The sequence below is a fragment of the Nocardia alba NBRC 108234 genome (assembly GCF_001612665.1).
Lineage (GTDB): Bacteria > Actinomycetota > Actinomycetes > Mycobacteriales > Mycobacteriaceae > Nocardia > Nocardia alba.
Genome location: NZ_BDAX01000034.1, coordinates 79,320 through 101,896, shown reverse-complemented (window position 1 = coordinate 101,896; position 22,577 = coordinate 79,320). Strand labels below are relative to the sequence as shown.

At 70.6% G+C, this 22,577-nt stretch carries 17 protein-coding genes; 7 read left to right on the top strand and 10 right to left on the bottom strand.

The window, feature by feature from the left end; all coding sequences use genetic code 11:
* Positions 1-13: 13 nt before the first annotated feature.
* The 7 genes from NA12_RS29135 to NA12_RS29105 form a co-directional block, all read right to left on the bottom strand.
* Positions 14-1,135: an ABC transporter ATP-binding protein gene (locus NA12_RS29135; protein WP_067458582.1), complete on the bottom strand. Its 1,122-nt coding sequence runs from the start codon at positions 1,133-1,135 to the stop codon at positions 14-16.
* A 229-nt stretch (positions 1,136-1,364) separates the two neighbouring features.
* The gene (locus NA12_RS29130; RefSeq protein ID WP_243654986.1) at positions 1,365-2,624 is read right to left on the bottom strand and encodes a cytochrome P450 family protein; all 1,260 of its coding nucleotides are present in this window, start codon (positions 2,622-2,624) and stop codon (positions 1,365-1,367) included.
* 53 nt (positions 2,625-2,677) lie between these two features.
* The gene (locus tag NA12_RS29125; RefSeq protein ID WP_067458579.1) at positions 2,678-3,529 is read right to left on the bottom strand and encodes an alpha/beta fold hydrolase; all 852 of its coding nucleotides are present in this window, start codon (positions 3,527-3,529) and stop codon (positions 2,678-2,680) included.
* Positions 3,530-3,549: 20 nt separating this feature from the next.
* Positions 3,550-3,996 (bottom strand): PaaI family thioesterase, encoded by a 447-nt coding sequence (locus tag NA12_RS29120; protein ID WP_067458576.1) that lies wholly within the window; start codon positions 3,994-3,996, stop codon positions 3,550-3,552.
* Positions 3,997-4,164: 168 nt separating this feature from the next.
* Positions 4,165-5,151: a zinc-binding dehydrogenase gene (locus NA12_RS29115; RefSeq protein ID WP_067458690.1), complete on the bottom strand. Its 987-nt coding sequence runs from the start codon at positions 5,149-5,151 to the stop codon at positions 4,165-4,167.
* A 95-nt stretch (positions 5,152-5,246) separates the two neighbouring features.
* Positions 5,247-5,921 (bottom strand): class I SAM-dependent methyltransferase, encoded by a 675-nt coding sequence (locus NA12_RS29110; RefSeq protein WP_067458687.1) that lies wholly within the window; start codon positions 5,919-5,921, stop codon positions 5,247-5,249.
* Between the two features lie 133 nt (positions 5,922-6,054).
* Positions 6,055-6,726: a TetR/AcrR family transcriptional regulator gene (locus NA12_RS29105; protein ID WP_067458572.1), complete on the bottom strand. Its 672-nt coding sequence runs from the start codon at positions 6,724-6,726 to the stop codon at positions 6,055-6,057.
* A 91-nt stretch (positions 6,727-6,817) separates the two neighbouring features.
* Between NA12_RS29105 and NA12_RS29100 the strand changes: the two genes are divergently transcribed.
* The 4 genes from NA12_RS29100 to NA12_RS29085 all read left to right on the top strand — a co-directional run bounded on the left by NA12_RS29100 (position 6,818) and on the right by NA12_RS29085 (position 10,478).
* Complete coding sequence (locus tag NA12_RS29100; RefSeq protein WP_067458569.1) at positions 6,818-8,305, top strand: MFS transporter; 1,488 nt, start codon at positions 6,818-6,820, stop codon at positions 8,303-8,305.
* A 129-nt stretch (positions 8,306-8,434) separates the two neighbouring features.
* The gene (locus NA12_RS29095) at positions 8,435-9,085 is read left to right on the top strand and encodes an urease accessory protein UreF (RefSeq protein WP_067458566.1); all 651 of its coding nucleotides are present in this window, start codon (positions 8,435-8,437) and stop codon (positions 9,083-9,085) included.
* A gap of 33 nt (positions 9,086-9,118) precedes the next feature.
* Positions 9,119-9,826, top strand: coding sequence for an urease accessory protein UreG (ureG, locus tag NA12_RS29090; protein ID WP_067458563.1), 708 nt, complete (start codon positions 9,119-9,121; stop codon positions 9,824-9,826).
* Complete coding sequence (locus NA12_RS29085; protein WP_067458561.1) at positions 9,816-10,478, top strand: urease accessory protein UreD; 663 nt, start codon at positions 9,816-9,818, stop codon at positions 10,476-10,478. The genes ureG and NA12_RS29085 overlap by 11 nt, the downstream gene beginning before the upstream one ends.
* 99 nt (positions 10,479-10,577) lie before the next feature.
* Here NA12_RS29085 and NA12_RS29080 read toward each other — a convergent pair whose 3' ends face one another.
* From NA12_RS29080 to NA12_RS29070, 3 genes are all read right to left on the bottom strand, one after another.
* On the bottom strand, positions 10,578-12,014 hold the full coding sequence (locus tag NA12_RS29080; RefSeq protein ID WP_067458559.1) for an NAD(P)/FAD-dependent oxidoreductase: 1,437 nt from the start codon (positions 12,012-12,014) through the stop codon (positions 10,578-10,580).
* 156 nt (positions 12,015-12,170) lie between these two features.
* Positions 12,171-13,055 (bottom strand): serine hydrolase, encoded by an 885-nt coding sequence (locus tag NA12_RS29075; protein ID WP_243654987.1) that lies wholly within the window; start codon positions 13,053-13,055, stop codon positions 12,171-12,173.
* Between the two features lie 131 nt (positions 13,056-13,186).
* Entirely contained in the window at positions 13,187-13,393 is a 207-nt protein-coding gene (locus tag NA12_RS29070; RefSeq protein WP_067458557.1) for a hypothetical protein, read from the bottom strand.
* A gap of 189 nt (positions 13,394-13,582) precedes the next feature.
* On the opposite strand from NA12_RS29070, the gene recC reads away from it, so the two are divergent.
* From recC to NA12_RS29055, 3 genes are read left to right on the top strand one after another with little or no spacing between them, the layout of a single operon-like run.
* Complete coding sequence (recC, locus tag NA12_RS29065) at positions 13,583-17,143, top strand: exodeoxyribonuclease V subunit gamma (RefSeq protein ID WP_067458554.1); 3,561 nt, start codon at positions 13,583-13,585, stop codon at positions 17,141-17,143.
* Complete coding sequence (locus tag NA12_RS29060; protein ID WP_243654988.1) at positions 17,140-20,502, top strand: UvrD-helicase domain-containing protein; 3,363 nt, start codon at positions 17,140-17,142, stop codon at positions 20,500-20,502. Before recC ends, NA12_RS29060 begins: the two co-directional genes overlap by 4 nt.
* Positions 20,499-22,565, top strand: coding sequence for an AAA family ATPase (locus tag NA12_RS29055; protein ID WP_067458547.1), 2,067 nt, complete (start codon positions 20,499-20,501; stop codon positions 22,563-22,565). Before NA12_RS29060 ends, NA12_RS29055 begins: the two co-directional genes overlap by 4 nt.
* Positions 22,566-22,577: the final 12 nt, after the last annotated feature.

The window sequence follows — 22,577 nt, the reverse complement described above, 5'->3', positions numbered from 1 at the left end:
GGTGGTGCCGAAATCAGGGGACGGAGATCGCGGCCGCGTCCATGGCCGGTTCCGCGTCGGATCGGGTTGGCTGCCAGGTCAGGCGCAGGCCGGTGTCGGGGTCGAACAGGTGGATGTCGGCGGGGTCGACGCGGCAGGCGATGTCCTCGCCCGCCCGGACACCGGCCGGACGTGGCGCGCGGATGCACAGCCCGGACTCGAGGTGCACGAGTTCCTCGCTGCCGAGGTTCTCGACCATCCGCACGCGTCCGCGCACATCGGTCGAGGTGTCGTCGATCCGCAGGCGTTCCGGGCGGATTCCGGCGACGACGGCGGTGGCGTCCCCGGAATCCTCGGCGATGTCCAGCGCGGCGTCGATGCCGTCGGCCATCACCGTCATATGGCCGTCGCTCGCGGTGACGACGGCGGGGAACAGGTTCATCGGCGGCGAGCCGAGGAAGCCGGCGACGAAGGTCGAGCGCGGGTGGTCGTAGAGCTCCTCGGGGGTCCCGCACTGTTCGATGCGGCCTTCGTTGAGCAGCGCGATGCGCGTGGCCATCGTCATCGCCTCGACCTGGTCGTGGGTGACGTAGAGGAACGTCGCGCCGAGTCGGTCGTGCAGGGCGATCAGTTCGGCGCGGGTCGCGCTGCGCAGTTTCGCGTCCAGGTTCGACAGCGGTTCGTCCATCAGGAACGCGCCGGGATCACGAACCATGGCGCGCGCCAGCGCGACTCGCTGTCGCTGTCCGCCGGAGAGTGCGACCGGGCGACGCTCGAGCAGCGCGGAGATCTCCAGCGTCGCCGACACCTCGGCGACCCGCTGCGCGATCTCCGCCTTGGGTCTGCGCCGGGCCCGCAACGGGAACCCGATGTTGCGCGCCACCGAAAGATGCGGATACAGCGCGTAGCTCTGGAACACCATCGCCAGATCCCGCCGCTGCGGCGCCGCGTCGGTCACATCGACGTCGCCCACCAGAATCCGCCCCGAGCTCGGCTCCTCCAGCCCCGCGATCATCCGCAACAACGTGGACTTGCCGCAGCCACTTGGCCCCAGCAACACCATGAACTCACCATCGGCGATGTCGAGACTCACCTCGCGCACCGCGTACTCGGCATCGAACTTCTTCGACACCGCTTCGATCTGCAGTCGTGCCATGCGCCCAGTGTCGAGCCGATGACGGTCTCATCGCCGGGGCGATAGTGAACGTCGATCGGTCCAATCGTCTCGACCCCACCGACCCACGAACCGCACCGCCGATGGTGCCCCGCGATCGGGTGCTCGGCGGCCGCATCGCCGGGGCGCTGAGTTACGCAGGGCGTTCGGTCAGGGCTCGCGCGGACGAGGCGTCATCGGCGCTGTTCTCGATGACATACCGCTGCGGCTGTCAGCGCAACCGGACCGGGAGTTCGAGTAGACCGCGGATGAGGGTGCTGGTTTGCCAGTGGAGGTCGGCGGTGGGGGACAGGGCGAGGTCAGGGAAGCGGGCCAGCAGCGCGGTGAAGGCGATCTGGGCTTCGACGCGGGCCAAGGGGGCGCCGACACAGAAGTGGATGCCGTGGCCGAAGGCGAGGTGCCCCGGGGTGGGGGTGTCGGTGGCGAGGGTGTCGGGGGCTTCGAAGCGGGCGGGGTCGCGGTTGGCGGCCGAAAGGGCGACGTAGACGATCTCGCCCGCGGGAATCTCGGTGTTGCCCAACGTGATCGGTTCCGCAGTGTAGCGGGCGGTCGCCATGTCGACGGGGCCGTCGAAGCGCAGGAATTCCTCGATCGCGGCGGGTACTCCGGTAGGGTCCTCGCGCAGGGCCCGCCACTGTTCGGGATCGCGCAGCAGGGCCAGTACGCCGTTGCCGATGAGATTCACCGTGGTCTCGTGGCCCGCGACCAGCAGCAGGAACGCCATCGACACCAGTTCCTGATCGGTGAGCCGATCGCCCTCGTCGTCGGCGAGGACCAGCTCCGACAGCAGATCCTCGGCGGGCTCGGACTGCTTGGCGCGCACCAGCTTCGCGAGATAGCCGACCATCGCGGCCGACGCGGTGGGGCGCTCGTCGTGCTCACCCTCGCCCACCACGGTGACCAGGGTCTTGGTCCAGGCCTGGAAGTCTGCCCGATCCTCGAACGGAACACCGAGCAGCTCGCAGATCACCGTCACCGGCAGGGGATTGGCGAAATCGCGCATCAGGTCGACCTCATCGCGATCACCTATCGCGTCCAGCAGCGTCGCGGTGATCTGTTCGATGCGTGGTCGCAGCAGCGCGACCTGACGGCTGGTGAAGGCCTTGTTCACGAGCTTGCGCAGGCGGGTGTGCGCGGGCGGGTCGGTGCCGAGCATGTGGGTCAGCAGCGCCACGATATTCGGGTCCGTCGCCGTGGTGCCGCGCTTGGCGTGCAGGATCGCGTCGAGCTGACCGGCATCCTTGCGCAAACGCGGGTCGGCGAGCGCGATTCTGGCCTCGGCGTAGCCGACGATCACCCAGCGCACGACATCGTCGGGGAAGCGAACCCGGTGCACGGGACCCTCGGCCCGCCATCGGCGGTATCGCGCGTGCGGATCGTCGAAGAACTCGGCGCCGATGGACTCGACGGGGGCGGGAGCGGTGCGGTCGGCCATCGAATCGACGGTACTCGCGTCGGGCGCGACGCGCATCGACCGTGGGTAGCGTCAGCGTGTAACACCCTGTGCGGATAGTGAATTCGCGATCAGGTGGGTTGTGGCTCCGTCGGAGCGGTGCTCGACTCGACCGATGCGAGGAAGGCACGAAGGAGTGCGGTGACGGCCTCCGGTTGTTCGAGCGAGCTCGAGTGTCCGCACGCGGGGATCGTGTGGAGCTGGGCGTGTGGGATGCGCGAGGCGATGTGGCGCGCATGCGGGGGCGGGGTGGCGATATCGTCCTCGCCGACGACGATCTGGGTGGGGACGGTGATCGCCGGGAGTTCGTGGTCGACGGCGCCTCGTTCGGTGACGCCGTGGACCGCGTCGCGCGTGCCGATCCGGTCGATCCGGGTCAGCCGACGTGACCATTCGCGCACGACGTCCCTGCCGGTGCCGGACGCCCGAAACGTGGGACCGAACATGTGCGGGGCCACCCGGCCTGCGATGGGACGGATGCCGAACCAGCGCAGTGCCAGGGCCAGCCGGTGGTACTCGCCGATCTTGGCGGGATCCTCGGCGTGCGCGCTGGTGTCGAGCAGGGTGAGCGAGCGCAGCAGTTCGCCGTGCCTGGCGGCCAGGCGTTGGCCGACGAAGCCGCCCATGGACAGCCCCACCCAGTGCACGGGGCCCGCGTCGAGTGCGCGGATCAGCCCGACCGCGTCGGCGGCGAGGGTGTCCATGTCATAGCCGTCGGCCGTGGGCGGGGTCTCGCCCTGACCGCGCCAGTCGAGGGTGACGCACCGGTAGTCGTGTTGCAGGGACTCGAGCTGGGCGCGAAACATCCAGCCACCGAACAACAATCCGTGGCCGAAGACCACGGTGGCGGCGTCGGGTCTGCCCGCGGGGGCGCCGGTGTCGGTATAGGCGATCGGGACACCGTCTAGCGTGATGATCGGCATGAGCTCACTCCGCCCGGTGCTCAGGACGCCGCGAGGCGAACGTTGCGCATCGTCACCAATGCTGTGGCGCACAGGGTTTCGCCGGAGTCGTCCACCGAGAACACGTCGGCGGCGGCGATCGTGAGCAGCGCGCCGGGCTTGAGCACCCGGCCGCGGGCGACCACATCCGGGCCCTTGGCGGGCGCGAGGATCTTCACGGTGTAGTCGATGGTCATGTTCACCCAGCCGGCGGGCAGCAGCGTGCCCGCGGCCGAACCGGCGGCGAAGTCGGCGAGCGAGCCGAGGACACCACCCTGGAAATAGCCGTCGTGCTGGGTGAGCTCGCGCCGGTGCGGTTGCACGATCTCGACATCGCCGGGCTCGACCCGGCTGAAGTGGAAGCCCAGGTGCGCGGCGGCGGGCATGGACAGCACCACGCTGGGAATCAGCTGTGCGAAGTCGGGATTGGGGGCCTGTGCTGCGGTCATCGGCTCAGTCCTCTGCTCGGCGGCGGTGCGGCGTCGCCGCTCCTCCCGTGGCGAATCCTGCCCGCTGACGGCGCGCGGGAACAGCTCATCGCGGAAATTTCGCCTGCTGTTGGGGGTCTGGAAAGAGTCCGGCCGGGCGAGCGACCGCGGGCCCGCCCGGCACGGTGATCAGCGAGCGCCCGCGTGCAGGACCACTTTGCCGTTGCGGCCGGGAGTTTCGGAGACCACCGCGGCCTCGGCGGCCCGCGCGAGCGCGAAATCGGCCTGGATGTCCAGGCGCAAGGTGCCGTCGGCGGCGAGGGTGACGAGTTCGGTGATCAAGCGCACGTAGTCGGCGCGGTCGATGTCGGCACTGCGCTGCTGGCCCCAGAAGCCTTTCACCACAGCCTGTTTGAAGATCACAGCACCGGTGTCGATGATCAGTGGTTTGCCCGACAGCGCGCCGAAGGAGATCAGTTCACCGCGCGGGGCGAGCAGCGCCATCAGATCGCCCGCGGCCGGACCGCTGACCTGGTCGACGGCGCGCACGATCGGTTCGCCGCCGGTGATGTCGGCCCCCGCGGCGAGCCAGCCCACCGATTCGGTGTCGAGCACGGGACCGTAGCCGAGCTGCTCCAGCGCCCGCACCGACGACTGGCCGCGGACCAGGCTCAGCACCCGCACCCCGCGTTCCTTCGCGAACAGGTTCACCAGTCGACCCACCGCGCCGTTGGCGGCGTTCACCACGATCCACTCGCCCGACCGCACTCGCAGATCGTCGAGCAGCATCAGGGCGCTGAGCGGCATGGCGAGCAGTTGGCAGGCGGTCTCGTCGGGCACCGAATCCGGCATCGGCACCGCCTGCGCGGCGCGGGCGACGAAGGAATCCGCCCAGGCCCCCCGCACGCCCGCGATCGCCACCCGCTGACCGACCCCGAGCGCGTCGACATCGGGACCGGTCGCCTCGACGACGCCGACCGCTTCGGTTCCGGGAATCGCGGGCAGCGGCGGCCGATAGCCGTAGACACCGCGGATGATCGCCAGATCGTGATTGTGGATCGGCGACAGCGACATCGCGATCCGTACCTCACCCGGTCCGGGTTCGGGGGTGGGCGCCTGCTGTGCGGTGAGCACATCCTTCGGTTCGCCGAATTCATCGATGACAACAGCCTGCATGTCCGCCTCCGTGGTGGTTGCGAGTCCCTGCCGAGCGTGATCGTGCTCCATTCTGGCACCGTGGCGGTCGCGGGTCGGCCAGGCAGGCCCAGGCGTCAGTCGACGGCTCGCGGCGGACGGTGGAACTCGGCCCGCCAGCGGCGCAGGCCTGAGACGTCGGGACGCGGGATGGCTTCCACCCGGACCAGGGCCAGGTCGGGGGTGGTGAACGAGTCGATATCGGCGCGGGTGAGCGGCCACGGCGGGCCGGTGGTGCCGGGCGTCGTGCCGATGTCGGCGATCACGAGCAGGGTCGCGTCGGGTGCGAGGAGGTCGCGGATGCCGGTGATGGCGCGGGCGCGAATGTCCGAGGGCAGGGATTGGACGGTGATCGACTCGATGACCAGGTCGAACGCGTGCAGCCAGGACGGCGGCGGATCGAGGAGATCGGCGACCCGGTAGGTGACCGGGGAGTTCGGGAAGCGGGCGCGGGCGCCGCGAATCGCGGTGGGCGACACGTCGAAAGCCGTGGTTCGGATGCCTTGGGACGCAACGAATTCGGCGTCGGTGCCGTATCCGCAGCCGATCACCACGGCCCGCGTCCCCCTGGACGGGGTGGCGGTGCGGAGCCAATCGACCAGCAGCGGGTTGGCGACGTCGCGATCCCACGGAACCGTCGAGGTTCCCGCCGCGGCCTCGGCGTAGAGCGGTTCGAACCATCCGGTCGGATCGCCCGCGGCCAGTGCCTGCGCGGCGAGGCGACGATCGGCGGACGGCTGCGCGTCGGTCATGGGTCCAGTCTTCACCACCGGCACTCGCCCCGCCGCCCGACATTCGTCGGACGCGCCGACGATCGCGCGGCCCACGCCCGCTCGCTGGACGGTCGATAGCCCGGGTACCGCCGAACGGCCCGGGTTCACGAGGTCAAGCGCGACGGGCAGCCCGCGCGGCGAAACCATCACAGAGTGCCTCGAGGCCGAGGAACAACAGGTCCTCGGAGGTCAGCTCGCTCACCCCGGCGCCTTCGAGGTCGGCCAGCGCCGGGGGCACCGGGAAGGAGGGGTTGCCTTCGAGGAGATCACGCAGGCCATTGGTGTCGTCGGTGGCGGTGCGCTTCTCGGCGAGCAACGCGCCACCGACCACCGGCAGGCTGGCGCCGGAGATGTAGTTCCAGACCGAGAATCCCATCGTGGTGGCCTCGCGGGTACTCACCTCGAGTTCGCGCAGGCCCTCGACCAGCCAGGCCAGGCTGGCCAGGCCCTGCGGGCCGAAGCTGTAGCGGGGGACCGCGAAGGTGAGCAGTACCCACGGATGGCGCTGGTAGAGCTCCCAATCGACCTCCGCGGCGATGCGCACCCGGTCGCGCCACGTCCACCCGCGGCCGGCCGGATCGGGGTAGGGGTGCCTGGCCGCGATCTCGTCGGTCATGGCCGCGATGAGTTCGTCCTTGTTCGCCACGTGCCGGTACAGCGACATGGTGCCCACCTCGAGGCGATCGGCGATGCGGCGCATCGACACCGCGTCGAGTCCGTCGGCGTCGGCGAGGGAGATCGCGGCGTCGACGATCGCGGTGCGGGTGAGCTTCGCCTCGGTCATCCCATGACTCGCTGTCGTAATACAACCTTCATGCGTACACTGTACCCAGTCCCTGCGTACGGCGTACGCACAATCTCGGAAGGATGTCGGAATGACGAAGCTGGAACCGGCGGTGCCCACCGCAATCGCCGGTGGACGCCGCGCATGGCTCGGACTGGGCGTGCTGCTGCTGCCGGTGCTGCTGGTGTCGATGGACATCTCGGTGCTCTTCCTTGCCATGCCGACCCTCACGGCCGACCTGGATCCCACCGCGTCGCAACAACTCTGGATCCTCGACATCTACGGGTTCATGCTCGCGGGTCTGCTCATCACCATGGGCAACCTCGGTGACCGGATCGGCCGGCGCAATATCCTGCTCGTCGGCGCCGCGATCTTCGGTGTCGCCTCGGTGCTCGCCGCGTTCGCGCCGACCGCGTCGATTCTCATCGCGGCCCGCGTGCTGATGGGCATCGGTGGTGCGACGTTGCTGCCGTCGAGCCTGGCGCTGATCTCCACCCTGTTCCCCGATACCCGGCAACGGGCCACCGCGATCGGCATCTGGACCGCGTTCTTCGCCGGTGGCTCGGCGGTCGGGCCGATCATCGGCGGTGTCCTGCTGCACCACTTCTGGTGGGGCTCGGTGTTCCTGATCAACATTCCGGTGCTGGCGATTCTGCTGATCTTCGGCCCGATCCTGCTGCCCGAACACCGCTCCGTCGACCTCGGTCCGATCGATCTGCCCAGCGTCGCCCTGTCGATCGGCGGCATCCTGCCGTTGATCTACGGGATCAAACACCTCGCCGCCGAAGGCCTGGACGCGGTGTCGCTGGTGATCGCCATGATCGGCGTCGGACTGCTCGTGCTGTTCGTGCGCAGGCAGCGTCAGCTCGCGCAACCGCTGCTGGATCTGTCGTTGTTCACCCGGCCGCTGTTCCGGGTGGCGATCGGGGCCAGCATGGCGGGCATGATGTCACTGGCCGCGCTGAGCTACCTCACCAGCGTCTACCTGCAGTCGGTCACCGGTCGTGACCCGCTGGCCGCCGCGCTGCTCGGCGTTCCGATGGCGATCGCGGTGTTCGTGTGCTCGATGAGCGGCGCGCGGCTGGGGCTACGGCTGGGCGTGCGCGCGACGTTCACGCTCGCGCTCATGCTGTCGGCGATCGGCAACCTGATGCTGCTCGGCGTCGGGGTCGACGGTGGGCTGGGCTGGTACCTCGCGGGCTCGGTGATCGCGGGAATCGGGTACGGCTTCTCGTTCACCCTGGTGTCGGATGTGGCGGTCTCGGCGGTGCCCGCCGAGCGGGCGGGTTCGGCGGTGGGGATCTCGGAAACGAGTTTCGAACTCGGCAACGCGCTGGGTTTGGCGCTGCTCGGTTCGGTGGCCGCGTTGGTGTTCCGCTCCGGCGGCGACTTCGGCGAGACCCTGGGCGACACCCTCCTGGAATCCGGCGGTGACGCGGGGCTGATCCACGCGGCCCGCGAATCCTTCGTCACCGGAATGCACATCGCGACCGCGGGCGGCGCGCTGCTGCTGATCGCGATGGCCGTGGTGGCCTGGCGCTCGACCCGGTCCGCGACGGCGACCGCCGAGGTTCGCTGAATCGCCGTGCGCCCGGACCATCAGCCGATCGGCGGGCGCGACCGTCGGCCGGGGTGAGCGCCGCCACGGTGGGCCGCGCTGGTCGGCCTCACCGGGCGGACGGTCGGCTTTGTTGCATAGGATCGTCGGATGCGAAACGAGGGTGCGGCGGGCCTGGCGACATTGCTCGCCCTGGCCGACTCGCGCCTACCCATCGGTGGACACGTGCATTCCGGCGGCGTCGAGGAAGCCGTGTCGTCGGGGCTGCTGCGCGACAACGCGAGCGTGGAGCTGTATCTGCGGCGCCGGATCTCCACCTCGGGACTGGTCACGGCATCGCTGGGGGCCGCGGTGTGCGGCGGGGCGCTCACGCCCGAACGCGCCGAGCTCGAAGCGGACGCCCGCACGCCGTCGCCCGCCGCGCGGGCGGCCTCGCGCGCGCAAGGCCGTGGGCTGCTCCGGCTGGCCAAACAGCTGTGGCCACACCATGATTGGGCCGCGGTGGGCTCGCGCCCCCATCTGTCGACGGTGTTCGGCGTGGTCGGCGCCGCGAGCGGCGCGAGCACCGAACAGCTGGCGGGTGTCGTGGTGTACACCACGCTCACCGGTGCCGCCACCGCCGCGCAACGCCTGCTCGCCCTCGATCCCGCCGCCATCGCCGCGAGCACCCTGCGCCTGGCGCCACTGTGCGACCGGATCGCCGCCGAGGCCGCCATCGGCCTCGCCGCCCTGTCCGACCCGCTCCAGGACGCGCTCGCCGAACGCCACCTGCACCGCGACATGCCGTTGTTCGCGTCCTGACCCCCACGTGATCCCGAGAAGAATGGAGTCCCCATGCCTCCCCACCTGATCGATGGCGAACCGCACGATCACAGCCACGACCGGCCCAAGCGTGCCCGCGTCGCCGGCGAGGCCCTGCGTATCGGGATCGGCGGCCCCGTCGGCTCCGGCAAGACCGCGCTGGTCGCCGCCCTGTGCAGGCAGTTGCGCGACGAACTGTCCCTCGCGGTGCTGACCAACGACATCTACACCACCGAGGACGCGGACTTCCTGCGCCGCCACGCCGTGCTGCCCGACGAGCGGATCACCGCCGTGCAGACCGGCGGCTGCCCGCACACCGCCATCCGCGACGACATCACCGCCAACCTCGACGCCATCGACGATCTCGTCGCGGCCAACCCGCCGCTGGATCTGATCCTGGTGGAATCCGGCGGCGACAACCTCACGGCCACCTTCTCCTCCGGTCTGATCGACGTGCAGATCTTCGTCGTCGACGTGGCGGGCGGCGACAAGGTGCCGCGCAAGGGCGGCCCCGGCGTCACCTTCTCCGACCTGCTCGTGGTGAACAAGACCGATCTCGCCCCGCTGGTCGGCGCCGATCTGGGCGTGATGGAACGCGACGCCGCCAAGGTCCGCGACGGCCGCCCCACCGCGCTGGTCTCGCTGACCGACGACCCGGCGGCCACCCCCGTGCTGGCCTGGGTGCGCGAGCAGTTGCGGGTCACCGCCGAGCAGGACGCGGCCACCGGCGTTGCGCACTGAACTGAGCATCGTCGCCACCCCGGGGCGGTTGCCCCGCATCGACGCGGTCGGCGGCCTGGCCGGGCGGCACACCGGTCCCGACACCGTGCATCTGATCGGCACCGCGGCGACCCCGCTCGGCGGAGACGAACTCGACATCACCATCGTCGTGCGCGCCGGCGCGCGGCTGGTGGTGCGTTCAGTGGCGGCCACGATCGCGCTACCGGGCACCGACACCGTGGTATCGACCGCGCACTGGCGTTTCGACATCGGCGAAGGCGCCGAACTGGATTTCGATCCCGAACCCACGATCGTGGCGGGCGGCGCGCACCATCATGTGGTGACCACGGTCCAGATAGCGCCGGATGCGCGGCTGCGGCTGCGGGAACGGGTGCAGGTGGGCCGCAGCGGCGAGGACGACGGTGGATGGCGCGGTGACCTGCTGGCCGAGCTCGGCGCGGTGCCGTTGCTGCGGCACCGGCTGCAACTCGGCGCGGGGTCCTCGACCGACGATCGGCTCAGCGCCGCGCGCTCGCTCGACAGCGAACTGGTCTACCCGGACCACCGTCCCGCGTGGTCGGGCACGGTGGACGAGGTTCGGCTGCCACTGGCAGCGGGTGGTTCCCTCGCCACCCGCACGAGCAGCCGGCTGCGCGCGCTGGTGCCGGGATAACACCCGAAATCCCGCGAGATCGGTACGCCGAAAGATGACCGGCACGCGAAAAGGCCGGGTGGCTCGGGAGAACCACCCGGCCTTTCGCTGGAATCTGGGTCAGCCGATCTTGCGCTGTTGCGCGGTGAGCGGTTCGGCGGAGGCCGGCGGCGCGCCCACATCGGCCGCGAGTTCCCTGGCCTCCGCCTGATCGGCGTTGACCTCCTCGATCGCCAGCCGCGCGAAGATCCACTGCTCGGTCGCCGCCATCTGACCGCGGTTGCGGCCGAGGAACGACACGAACCAGCCGATCACCGTGACGATCCGGCTGCGGTAACCGACCAGGTAATACAGATGCAGCGCCAGCCAGGCGAGCCAGGCCAGGAACCCGCTGAACTCGAGCTTGCCGATCTGGCAGACGGCGTCGAACCGCGAGATCGTGGCCATCGACCCCTTGTTGAAGTACTTGAACGGCTTGCGTTCCTCGGGCGCCTGACCGTGCAGCCCGGCCTTGATCGCCTTGGCCGCGTACGTCGAACCCTGGATCGCGCCCTGTGCCTGGCCCGGCACGCCGGGCACCGACATCAGATCGCCGACGACGAACACGTTCGGATGACCCTTGACGGTGAGGTCGGGCTCCACGATGACGCGCCCCGCCCGGTCGACCTCGGTGCCGTCGGACCGCTCGGCGATCATCTTGCCCAGCGGGCTGGCCTGCACGCCCGCCGACCACACCTTGCACACGGCCTCGATGCGGCGGGTGCTGCCGTCGGCGTCCTTGACGATCACGCCGTGCGCGTCGACATCGGTCACCATGGCGTTGAGCTGGATCTCCACGCCCATCTTCTCGAGCCGCTTGGCCGCCTTGGCGCCCAGCTTGGGCCCCATCGGACCGAGCACCGAGCCCGCGCCTTCGAGCAGGATGACGCGGGCGTCGCGGGGATCGATGGTGCGGAAGGTGCCGTCGAGGGTGCGGTCGGCGAGTTCGGCGATCTGCCCGGCCAGCTCCACCCCGGTCGGGCCCGCGCCGACCACGATGAACGTCATCAGCCGGTCGCGCTCCTCCTGGGTGGTCGCCAGTTCCGCCTGTTCGAAGGACCCGAGGATGCGCGCGCGCAACTCGAGCGCGTCGTCGATGGTCTTCATCCCGGGCGCGTAGGTGGCGAAGTGGTCGTTGCCGAAGTACGACTGCTGGGCGCCGGTGGCGACGATCAGGCTGTCGTAGGTGGTCTCGGTGTCGCGATTGAGTAGTCGCGAGGTGACCTTCTTGTTCGCCAGGTCCACGTCGATGACGTCACCGAGCAATACCTGCGCGTTCTTCTGTTTGCGCAGCACCAGGCGCGTCGCCGGGGCGATCTCGCCGGTCGAGAGGATGCCGGTGGCCACCTGGTAGAGCAGCGGCTGGAACAGGTGGGTCGACGTCTTGGAGATGAGCGTGACGTCGACATCGGCTCTGCGCAGATGCCGGGTACCGAACAAACCACCGAACCCGGAACCGATCACCACTACGTGGTGCCGTTTCCCGGCAGACCGCTTCTCGGCAGACTCAGTGCTCATCGTCGCGCTCCTCGACAGACTGGGGTGGGCCCCGCGGTGGTGGTAACAGGGTTAACCGTAGTCGGCTCCGGTTGTGACGTCGCAACAAGAACCGGATCGCGGCGTGTGATGCGGTGTCTCATCGAACGACAAGATCGACGATACGGGATGCGCGCGTCAGCGACCGGCGAGAAGAATCTGCGCCAGCTTGGTGTCGGTCTCGGCGCCCTCGGTGTACCCGCCCGCGCCACCGAGCGCGTTCATGATCGACAGCGTGTACCGCTCACCGGCTCCCGCGACGCCGACCGAGTTCACCACCCAGCCGTCGGCCTCGGCCGACCAGCCGTTCTTCAGGCCGGGCCGCATCGACGCGCCCGCACCCCACACACCCCAGTGCTGGTTGGAGTCGACCGAGCGCATCCGATCGAGCAGGTAGGCGAGATCGTCGGGATGCATGGTGTCGAGGATGGTGTTCATCAGCCGATCGAGGTCGGCGGCCGTGCACTTCTGGAACGACCAATCCGGGAACAGCGCGGTGGTGGTCGGCTGCGGGATCAGGCTGACCATGCCGTAGCCGCGGAACGCGTTGTTGTAGGCCATCCGGTCGAAGCCGATGTACTTGTGCCACAGCACATCGGCGGCGTGGTCGTTGGAGGTGGCCAGCATCGCTTCGAGATTGAAGCGGTCTTCGGGGGACAGGCCGATGGCGCCGACGCGGGCCCGGTTGAGCAGGTCGGCGGCGATGGCCAGCTTGATCGTGGACGCGGTCCAGACCTGGTTCTCGGCGTGCTCGTTGGTGTAGACGCCGCCGGTCTTGCGATCGCGCAGCACGTAGCCGAGCACGCCGGGGCGACCGGCTAGATAGGCGTCGGCCCGCGCGATGCGGGAGCTCAGGTCGGCGTCGAAGCCAGGTATCGATACCTGGGTCAGCGCGGGCGGCGCGGCATGAGCCGGACCGACGAGAACAGGGACGCCCGGAGTGAGGACGGCGGCGGCGGCGAGCAGGCAGGCAGTTGCTGCGACTCGGGAAACGACACGGGTGGAGGGAGAACGGTCACGCACGATGGACCACACTCGCACACCCGACGCCGCAATGCACTACTTCACCCGAAAATCCGGCGCCTGGCGTCACAACGCGGCCGAGACACACCGTGGTTGTGGCCCAGGGTTGTTGCGGCACAGTCGAATTGCGGTCAGTGATGCGCGGCGTGTGGGGTGGCGATGGTGCAGCCGTTGAGGCGATGGCAGTGCTCGAACGCTTCGCCGTGCCGGTCCAGCGGCCACGAATGCAGCACCTGATCAGGCCCGTAACGGCGGGAATTGATCAGCTCCCAGCGTGCGCCGACGCGACGGACGATGAAGCCGCCACCGGGAACCAGGGCTAACACCTGCGCGATCATGAAACGAAACCAGCCTTTCGCCCGCGGCCGTACTGTCCCACCCGAACCGCCACGATCCCACGCTCGGTGTCGAGGGCGCCGCAGGCGTGGCCGGGACATCTTGCGGTGTGGCGTATTTCACTAACCCGGTGCAGTGGTGGTCGCGGGGCCGCGCGATTGCGGATCGGTCGCTGGGCGTATAAACAACGGATGCCGTTGCACCTCCATCGCGCCGAACGCGCCGACGCGCTGGCCGATGGACTCGGGCGACTGCTGGGCGAGATTCCCGCCGATCCCTTCGCCACGGAAGTGGTGGCGGTTCCGGCCAAAGGGGTGGAGCGCTGGTTGGCGCAACGGCTGTCGGGGGTGCTCGGGGTCGGCGACGCCACAGCCCGCGACGGTGTCGCCGCGAATATCGCGTTTCCCGCGCCCGCCGCGCTGGTCGCCGAGGTGCTCGCCGGTGCGAGCGGGGTCGCGCCCGCCGACGATCCGTGGACCGGTCAGCGGCTGGTGTGGGCGCTGCTGCGGGTGATCGACGTGGTCGTCGACCAGCCGTGGGCGGCTGTGCTCGCCCGGCATCTCGGCCTGCCCGATACCGAGCACCGCCTCGGCAGGCGCTACTCCACGGCCGCCCATCTCGCGGCCCTGTTCGACTCCTATGCCGCGCAACGTCCACAGGTCCTGCTCGACTGGGCGGTCGGCGCGGATACCGACGGCGCGGGCGGACCGGTGCCCGACGACCTCGCGTGGCAACCGCTGCTGTGGCGCGCCCTGCGAACCTCGGTGGGCGCCCCGAGCCCCGCCGAACGGCTCGCCGACGCCTGCGCCCGCCTGCGCGCCGAACCCGCCTCGATCGACCTGCCCGACCGGCTCTCCCTGTTCGGGCTCACCCGGCTACCCGCCGACCAGTTGGCCGTCATCCACGCGCTCGCCGCTCACCGCGACGTCCACCTCTGGTCGGCGCACCCGAGCCCGGCGATGTGGGCCGCGCTCGGTCGGGTAGCCGTCGGCGGCGAGTCGACCGAAGTGTCAGCACCCGGTGACAGTCGCCTCGCCGCACGAGTCACCGGGGGCGAGGGTGCTGCACAGGAAACCTCGGGCGGGGGCGCTGAACGGGAAACCGGGAGCGGGGGCGCTGAACGGGGAACCGGGGGCGAGGGCGACGCACTGGTCACCGGGGGCGACAGCGCGCCGGACGTGCGGAGCGGTCCGGTCTGCGCCGACCGCCGGGCGAACGACGACCCCGTTCGCCCACGCGCGGACGACCACACCGCGCAGCTCGTTTCGCACCCTTTGCTCGCGGGGCTGGCCAGGGATGTGCGGGAACTGGAGCAGCGTCTGATCCCCTTGTTGGACAGCGATATTCACCTCGGCGACGACACGACAGCACCCACCCTGCTCGGCGCTGTGCAGAGCGCTGTCCGCACGGACCGGGCCCCCGAGGTGGGCGCGGTGCCGGACGGAAGCGTCGAGGTCCACGCGTGTCACGGCCCGGCGCGCCAGGTCGAAGTACTGCGGGATCTGCTGCTGCGCACGTTCGCGGCGGATCCGACGCTCGAGCCACGCGATGTGCTGATCATGTGCCCGGACGTGGAGGCCTTCGCGCCGCTGGTGCGGGCGGCGTTCGGGCAGCGCGGATCCGGGGTCGACCTACCGGTCGAGGGTGAGCACCCGGCGCATCAGCTGCGGGTGCGGCTCGCCGATCGCGGGCGGGCGGTCACCAACCCGATGCTGGCGGTGGTGATCGAACTGCTCGAACTGGCCGACGGTCGCGTCACCGTGACGCAGGTGCTCGACCTGGCGGCGAGCGAAACCGTCCGCCGTCGTTGCGGTTTCGACGACGACGATATCGAACGGCTGCGCGAGTGGGCGGCCGAGTCGGGTGCGCGATGGGGGATCGGACAGCGCCAGCGCGAGGCGTTCGGCCTCGCCGATTTCGCCCAGAACACCCTCAACGCCGCGGTCGACCGCATCCTGCTCGGTGTCACCGCCGACGAATCCGGCGACGACTGGCTCGATCTCGCGTTGCCGCTCGACGATGTCGACTCCAACGATGTCGACCTCGCCGGCCGCTTCGCCGAGTTCGTCGACCGACTCGCGGTCTGCCTGCGCGACCTGCGCGGCCCGCGCCCCGCCGCCGAATGGACCGCGGTGCTGCTGCGGTGCGTCGAACTGCTCACCGACGTGCCCGACGTACACGCCTGGATCCGGACCGAAGCGCGTCGCGAGATCGTCGCCGCCACCGAACACGCTGGGGCCATCCCGCTGCGCCTGGCCGACGTGGCGGTCCTGCTGACCAGCCGCCTGGCGGGTGGCCCCGGCCGGGCGAACTTCCGCACCGGCGAACTCACCGTGTGCACGCTCGTGCCGATGCGTTCGGTGCCGCACCGGGTGGTGGTGCTGCTCGGCCTCGATGACGATGTGTTCCCACGGCCCGGCAGCGTCGACGGTGACGATCTGCTGGCCCGCGACCCGCTGGTCGGCGAACGGGATGCGCGCAGCGAAGACCGTCAACTCCTGCTCGACGCCATCATGGCGGCGGGGGACACGCTGCTGGTCCTGCACACCGGCGCGGACCCGGTCACCGGCGCCGCCCGCCCGCCCGCCGTGCCCGTCGCCGAGCTGCTCGACGTACTCGCCACCCACGTCGGTCCGGCGGTCATGGACGCCGTCCACGTCCGCCACCCCCTGCAGGCCTTCGATCGCCGCAACTTCGCCCCCGAGCGGCCACGCAGTTTCGACGCCGTCGCCTTGGCAGGCGCCCGTGCCGCCGCGCGCCCGTCCCGGCCGCGTTCACCGCTGCTCGCCGCGCCGCTGCCGACCGCTGCCGTCGCCGATGTCGCGCTGGCGGAACTGATCTCGTTCGCCGAGCACCCGGTGCGCGCGTTCCTGTGGCAGCGGCTCGGCCTGCGGGTGCCGGAGGAGTCCGAGGACATCGCCGATCAACTCCCGATCGAACTCGACGGCCTGGCCAAATGGGACCTCGGCGAACGCATGCTGACGGCCCGCCTCACCGGCGCGGACCCGGCCGGGCTGCGCGCCGCCGAATGGCGTCGGGGAACCCTGCCGCCCTTCGGTTTCGGCGCCAGGGTGCTCGACGAGGTGGAGGGCACCGTCGACACGCTCGTGCGCACCGCGCTGCCCGACTACGAGGCACAGGCGCGCGCCGTCGACATCGCCATCGACCTCGGTAACGGCCGCACCCTGGCGGGCACCGTGCCCGAGGTGCGCGGGGAAACGCTGGTGCGCACCACCTTCTCGCGGCTCGCGCCGAAACACCGGCTCGCGTCCTGGGTGTCGTTGCTCGCCCTCGCCGCCACCGAGGACCGGTCGTGGCAGGCGATCAGCACGGGGCGAGGCCAATTCCGGAGCAGACCGGTGGCCAGGTCGGTGATCACCGCACCGGAAGCGCCTGCCGCGCTGGAGATCCTGCGCGACCTGGTCCGGTTGCGCGACCGAGGACTGTGCGAACCGCTGCCCTGCGCGCCCGCGGCCACCGCGGCCTACGCCGAGCGCCGCTTCCGCGGCGACAGCATCGCCGACGCCCTGCTCGCTGCCGAACACGCTTTCGACGGCGGCCCCAACGGGCCGGACAAATTCGGCGACCACACCGACCGCTACCTGCGCTATGTCTGGGGCCGCGCACCCCGATTCGCCGGTCTGACCACCGAATCCAGCCGTGCGGGTGAGCCGGAGAGTACCCACTTCGGCGCTCTCGCGCGCCGCTGGTGGGCGCCGCTGCTGGCCGCCGAGAGTCAGGGACAGCCGTGACGGGGACCGTCGCGGCGCCGACCGCCTTCGACGCCACCGGTCCGCTGCCCCAGGGCACCACGGTGCTGGAGGCCAGCGCGGGCACCGGGAAAACGCACGCGATCGTGGGGCTCGCGGTCCGCTACGTCGCCGAGGCGGGCATCTCGATCACCGAATTGCTCCTCGTCACGTTCAGCCGCGCCGCCACCCAGGAGTTGCGTGAGCGCACCAGGGACCGTTTCGTCACGGTGGCGACCGCGCTCGCCGGGCCCGATGCGGCACGGCGCCACCCGGACGAGCTCGTTCGGGCATTGGCCGACACCGACCCCGCCACCGTGCGCGCGCGCCGGCGTCGATTGCTCACCGCCCTGGCCGATTTCGACGCGGGCACCATCGCCACCACCCACTCGTTCTGCCAGCGGATGCTCGACGAACTCGGCCTGGCCGGGGAACACGATCCCGGAGCCCGGCTGGTCGAATCGGTGGACGAACTCGTCGGCACCGTCGCCGACGACCTGTATCTGGCCCGCTACGCCCGCGATCGCGCCCCGTTCACCGTGCGCGACGCGCACATCATGGCGCTGGCCGCGGTCCACGACCGCCACGCCGACCTCGCGCCGCGCACCGACGGTGCGGCGGGCGAGCGGGTCGCCTTCGCGAGTGCGGTGCGCGCCGAGACGCAACGCCGCAAACGCCGTGCGGGACTGCGCGATTTCGACGATCTGCTGGTGTTGCTGCACGAGGTGCTGGCCGACCCCGAACACGGACCGCGCGCCCGTGCCCGGATCCGGCAGCGCTACCGGGTGGCGTTGGTCGACGAGTTCCAGGACACCGACCCGTTGCAGTGGGACATCCTGCGCCTGGCCTTCCATCAGCACGCCACCCTGGTCCTGGTCGGCGACCCGAAACAGGCCATCTACGCCTTCCGTGGCGCCGAGGTGCTCAGCTACCTCGACGCCGTCGCACTGGCCGATCGACGCAGCGAGCTCACCCACAACTGGCGCAGCGACGCCGGACTGCTGCGTGCCATCGACCACCTGTGTGGCGGGGCGGAACTGGGTCACCCCGAGATCAGTGTCTACCCGGTCACGCCGACCCGGCCGTCCACCCGGCTGCACGGTGAACCGGACGTGATCAGCCCGCTGCGACTGCGGGTGCTGCCACGGACCGGGGCGGGCCCGCGCAATCGATCGGGGTTCCCGTCGGTGGGCAGGCAGCGGGTCAAGGTTGCCGACGACCTGGCCGCCGATCTCGTCACCCTGCTCGAATCCGGCACGACCATCGACGCCAAACCTGTTCGCGGCGAGGATCATTCATCGCCCGATGGCGGCGACGGACTGGTGCGCAGGCCGATCGGACCAGGCGATATCGCGGTACTGGTGCGCACCCGCTCGCAGATCGATGTGGTGCGCGCCGCCTTGGACCGGGTCGGGGTCGCCTCCGTCCTCGCCGGTGGCACCAGTGTCTTCGCGACCGTCGCCGCGACCGATTGGCTCTGGGTGTTGCGGGCGCTGGAGCAACCCCATCGCGGCGACCGGGTACGGCTGGCCGCGTGCACCCCGATCCTGGGCGTGACCGCCGCCGAGATCGACTCGGGCGGTGCGGATCTCGTCGGCCGGGTCTCCACCCAATTGCGCGACGCGGCACGCTTGTTCGCGCGCGCCGGATTCGCCGCCGTGTTCGACAAGCTCGCCACCGAGGCAGACCTCGCGCCCCGCCTGCTGGCGGTCGAGAACGGTGAACGCGAACTCACCGATCTGCGCCATCTCGCGCAGCTGCTCGACGAGGTCGCGCTGGCGGAAGGGCTCGGCCTGACCGCGCTCACCCGCTGGCTGGCCGACCGCGTGCGCGAGCCGGAGGCGGGCAGTGTCAGCGGTCGCAGTCGCCGACTCGATCGCGACGCGGCGGCGGTGCAGATCGCCACCGTGCACGCCAGCAAAGGTCTCGAATTCCCGATCGTCTACTTGCCTTTCACCTGGGACAGCGCCAAGAATCCGTATCCGGCGACGCTGCTGTTCCACGACGAGGACGGCGCCAGGGTGCTCGATATCGGCGGCAAGGAGGCCCCCGGCTACGGCGAACGCCAGTTGCGTTGCGAGGCCGAGGAATCGGGGGAGGAGCTGCGGCTGCTGTACGTGGCGCTGACCCGGGCCATGTGCCAGGTCGTCGCGTGGTGGGCGCCCGCGGTGACCACCGGCGCCGCGCCGCTGCACCGGATGATGCTGGGCAGGCGGACGGGATCGGCGCAGGTACCGCGCCGGGCCGAGATTCCCGCCGATACCGCTGCGGCGCAACGCATTTGCGAGTGGGCAGCCGCCGCGTCGGAGGTGATCTCGGTGACCGTGGTCGACCGCCCCGAGGATGTGGCGCCCCGGCGGGTGCGCACCGAGTCGCCGACCGGGGAGCTGGCGGCCGCGGGGTTCACGCGCGCGCTCGACCAGCAGTGGCGGCGCACCTCGTATTCGGCGCTCACCGCCGGCGCGCATGACGCGTGGGGCGTGGCCGACGCCGAACCCGAGGACGGTCCAGGCCCGGACGACGAGCCGACCGAGGCTCCCATCGACGCGGGCACCGGCGGCGCGGGCGCCCCGTCGTTGATGAACGAGCTGCCCTACGGCGCCGAGTTCGGGACCCTGGTCCACGGTGTCCTCGAAACCGTCGACACCTCGGTGCCCGATCTCGCCGCCGAGGTCCACCGGCGCTGTGTCGAGGCGGTCGAGCACACGATGGCCGAACTCGACGTCGACCTGCTCTCGCACGCGCTGCTCGAAGTTCTGCGTACCCCAGCCGATTTCGGGTCCCTGGCCGCGATCGCGACCCGGGACCGGCTCAACGAACTGGAATTCGAGCTGCCGCTGGGCGGGGGCGATTCGCCCGGCCCGCGCTCGGCCGGAATGCACGCCGTCGCCGCCCTGCTGCGCACCCACCTGCCCGCCGACGACGACCTGGCCTGCTACGCCGATCATGTCGCCGCCCTGCCCGATACGGTGCTGCGCGGCTTTCTCACCGGCAGTATCGACGCGGTGCTGCGGGTGCCCGATGCCACGGGCGAGCTCCGCTATCTCATCGTCGACTACAAGACCAACCGGCTCGGCACCGGCGACCTCACCGTCGAGCACTATCGTCGCGACCACATGGTCGCGGAGATGATCCGCTCGCACTATCCGTTGCAAGCGCTGCTCTATGCCGTGGCGCTACACCGGTATCTGCGCTGGCGACTGCCCGGGTACGACCCCGCCCGCCATCTCGGCGGCGCCAGGTATCTGTTCGTGCGCGGCATGATCGGCGCGGCGACCCCACCGGGGCACGGTGTCTTCGACTGGCATCCGCGCGCGGAACTCGTCGTCGCGCTGTCGGAGCTACTGGCGGGACAGTCGTGACGTCGATCCAGGTGGCCCAGCGGGGGACCGGCCTGCTGCGGGTATTCAATGAGGCGGGGGTCCTGTCCGCGGCGGATGTGCACGTGGCGGTGCGGTTGGGCCGGATGGGGCGCGAGGACAGCGAGGATGTGCTGTTCGCCGCGGCACTGACGGTGCGCGCGGTGCGCTCGGGATCGGTGTGTCTCGAGTTGGCCCGGATGCGCGAGATCGGTGTCGATGCCGACGAAACCCGTGACGGCGCAACGGGAATCGATCCCGCGACGTTGCCGTGGCCCGACACCGATCGGGTGCTCGCGGCCCTGCGCCGCAGTCCGTTGATCCGCGGTGGGCAGTCCGGTCCGCTGCGTCCGCTGCGCATCGTCGAAGCCGACGCCGAGGGTGGCGCGCTGCTCTACCTGGACCGGTACTACCAGCAGGAGCAAACCCTGCGCCGAGTGCTCACCGAACGCAGCGCCGACCATCCCGTCGTCGAGACCGAACTCGTTCGCGCACAACTGGATCGGCTCTTCGCCGAACCGCTCGGCGACGGCCCCGACCGGCAGCGCCTGGCCGCCGCCCTCGCCGCGACCCACTGGACCACGGTCGTCGCCGGTGGCCCCGGCACCGGCAAAACCCACACCATCGCCCGTATCCTGGCCCTGCTCACCGCCCATCGCGCCGCCTCGCCCAAGTTGCCGGCCCTGCGTATCGCGCTGGCCGCCCCCACCGGCAAAGCCGCCGCGCGCCTGCAGGAAGCGGTGCGCGAACAAGCCGCGGTTCTCGGCCTGCCCGAACTCACCGCCTCGACCCTGCACCGCCTGCTGGGCTGGCAACGCGGTCGCACCACCCGATTCCGCCACCACGAGCACAACCGTCTGCCCTACGACGTGGTCGTGGTCGACGAGACCTCGATGGTGTCGCTGACGATGATGAGCCACCTGTTCTCCGCCCTGCGCCCCGACACTCGCCTCGTGCTCGTCGGCGACCCCGACCAGCTCGCCTCGGTCGACGCGGGCGCGGTGCTGGCCGATCTCGTCGCCGGACCGATCAGCGGCGCGCCCAACCCGGCGCTTCGCGAGGTGCTCGGCCTCGCGGCCGACGGTCGGCGGTCGAGCCCGTCCGTGCTCGGTGACACGGCAGGCGCTGCGACGCCGGGCGAAGGCGGTCACACCCGAGAATCGGATGTCGGCGCTGACCGCGTCGGCAGGGACTCGGCTGCTCCGGTGCCCGAGCTGCCCGGAACCTCGCCGGGATCATCGGTGAATCCGGCAGTGGCGCAGGCGCATTCGCTGACGGCGCTCGAGCAGCGGCGCTTGCAGGGCGGGATCGTCCGGTTGACCAGGGGGCGGCGATTCGGCGGTCACATCGCCGATCTCGCGATCGCCGTGCGTGCGGGCGATGCCGATGCTGCGCTGGCGATCCTGCGTGCGGGCGGCGACGATGTGTCGCTGTGCGGCCCCGACGACATCCGCGCGGTGCGGGCCGACGTCACGGCCGGTGCCCTCGCTGTCACCGCCGCCGCCGAGGCAGGCGACGCGATCGGCGCACTGACCGCGCTCGAGTCGCATCGCCTGCTCTGTGCCCACCGGCAGGGGCCCTTCGGTGTGGAACGCTGGGACCGGATGGCCGCCGAATGGGCTGCCGCGGGCGGCGCGGGACCCGAAGGGCCGCAAGCGGTCTGGTACCCCGGTCAGCCGCTGCTGGTCACCGCCAACGACCACGAGGCCCGCATCTACAACGGTGACACCGGCGTCATCATCCGTCGCCCCGACGGCTCCCTGCGCGCGGCCCTGCAGCGCGGCAGCGAGCCCTATCTGGTCCACCCGACGCAATTCCCGGCGGTGGTCACGGTGTTCGCCATGACCATCCATCGCAGTCAGGGCAGCCAGTACGACACGGTGTCGGTGGTCCTGCCCGAACCCGAATCCACCCTGCTCACCAGGGAACTGCTCTACACGGCCATCACCAGGGCGCGCACCCACGTCCGCGTCATCGGCACCGAGGACTCCATCCGCGCCGCGATCGGCCGCCGGGTCCTGCGCGCCAGCGGCCTGTCCAGAACCGGTGCGCCGCAAGAGAAGTGACGCGCGCCTCGC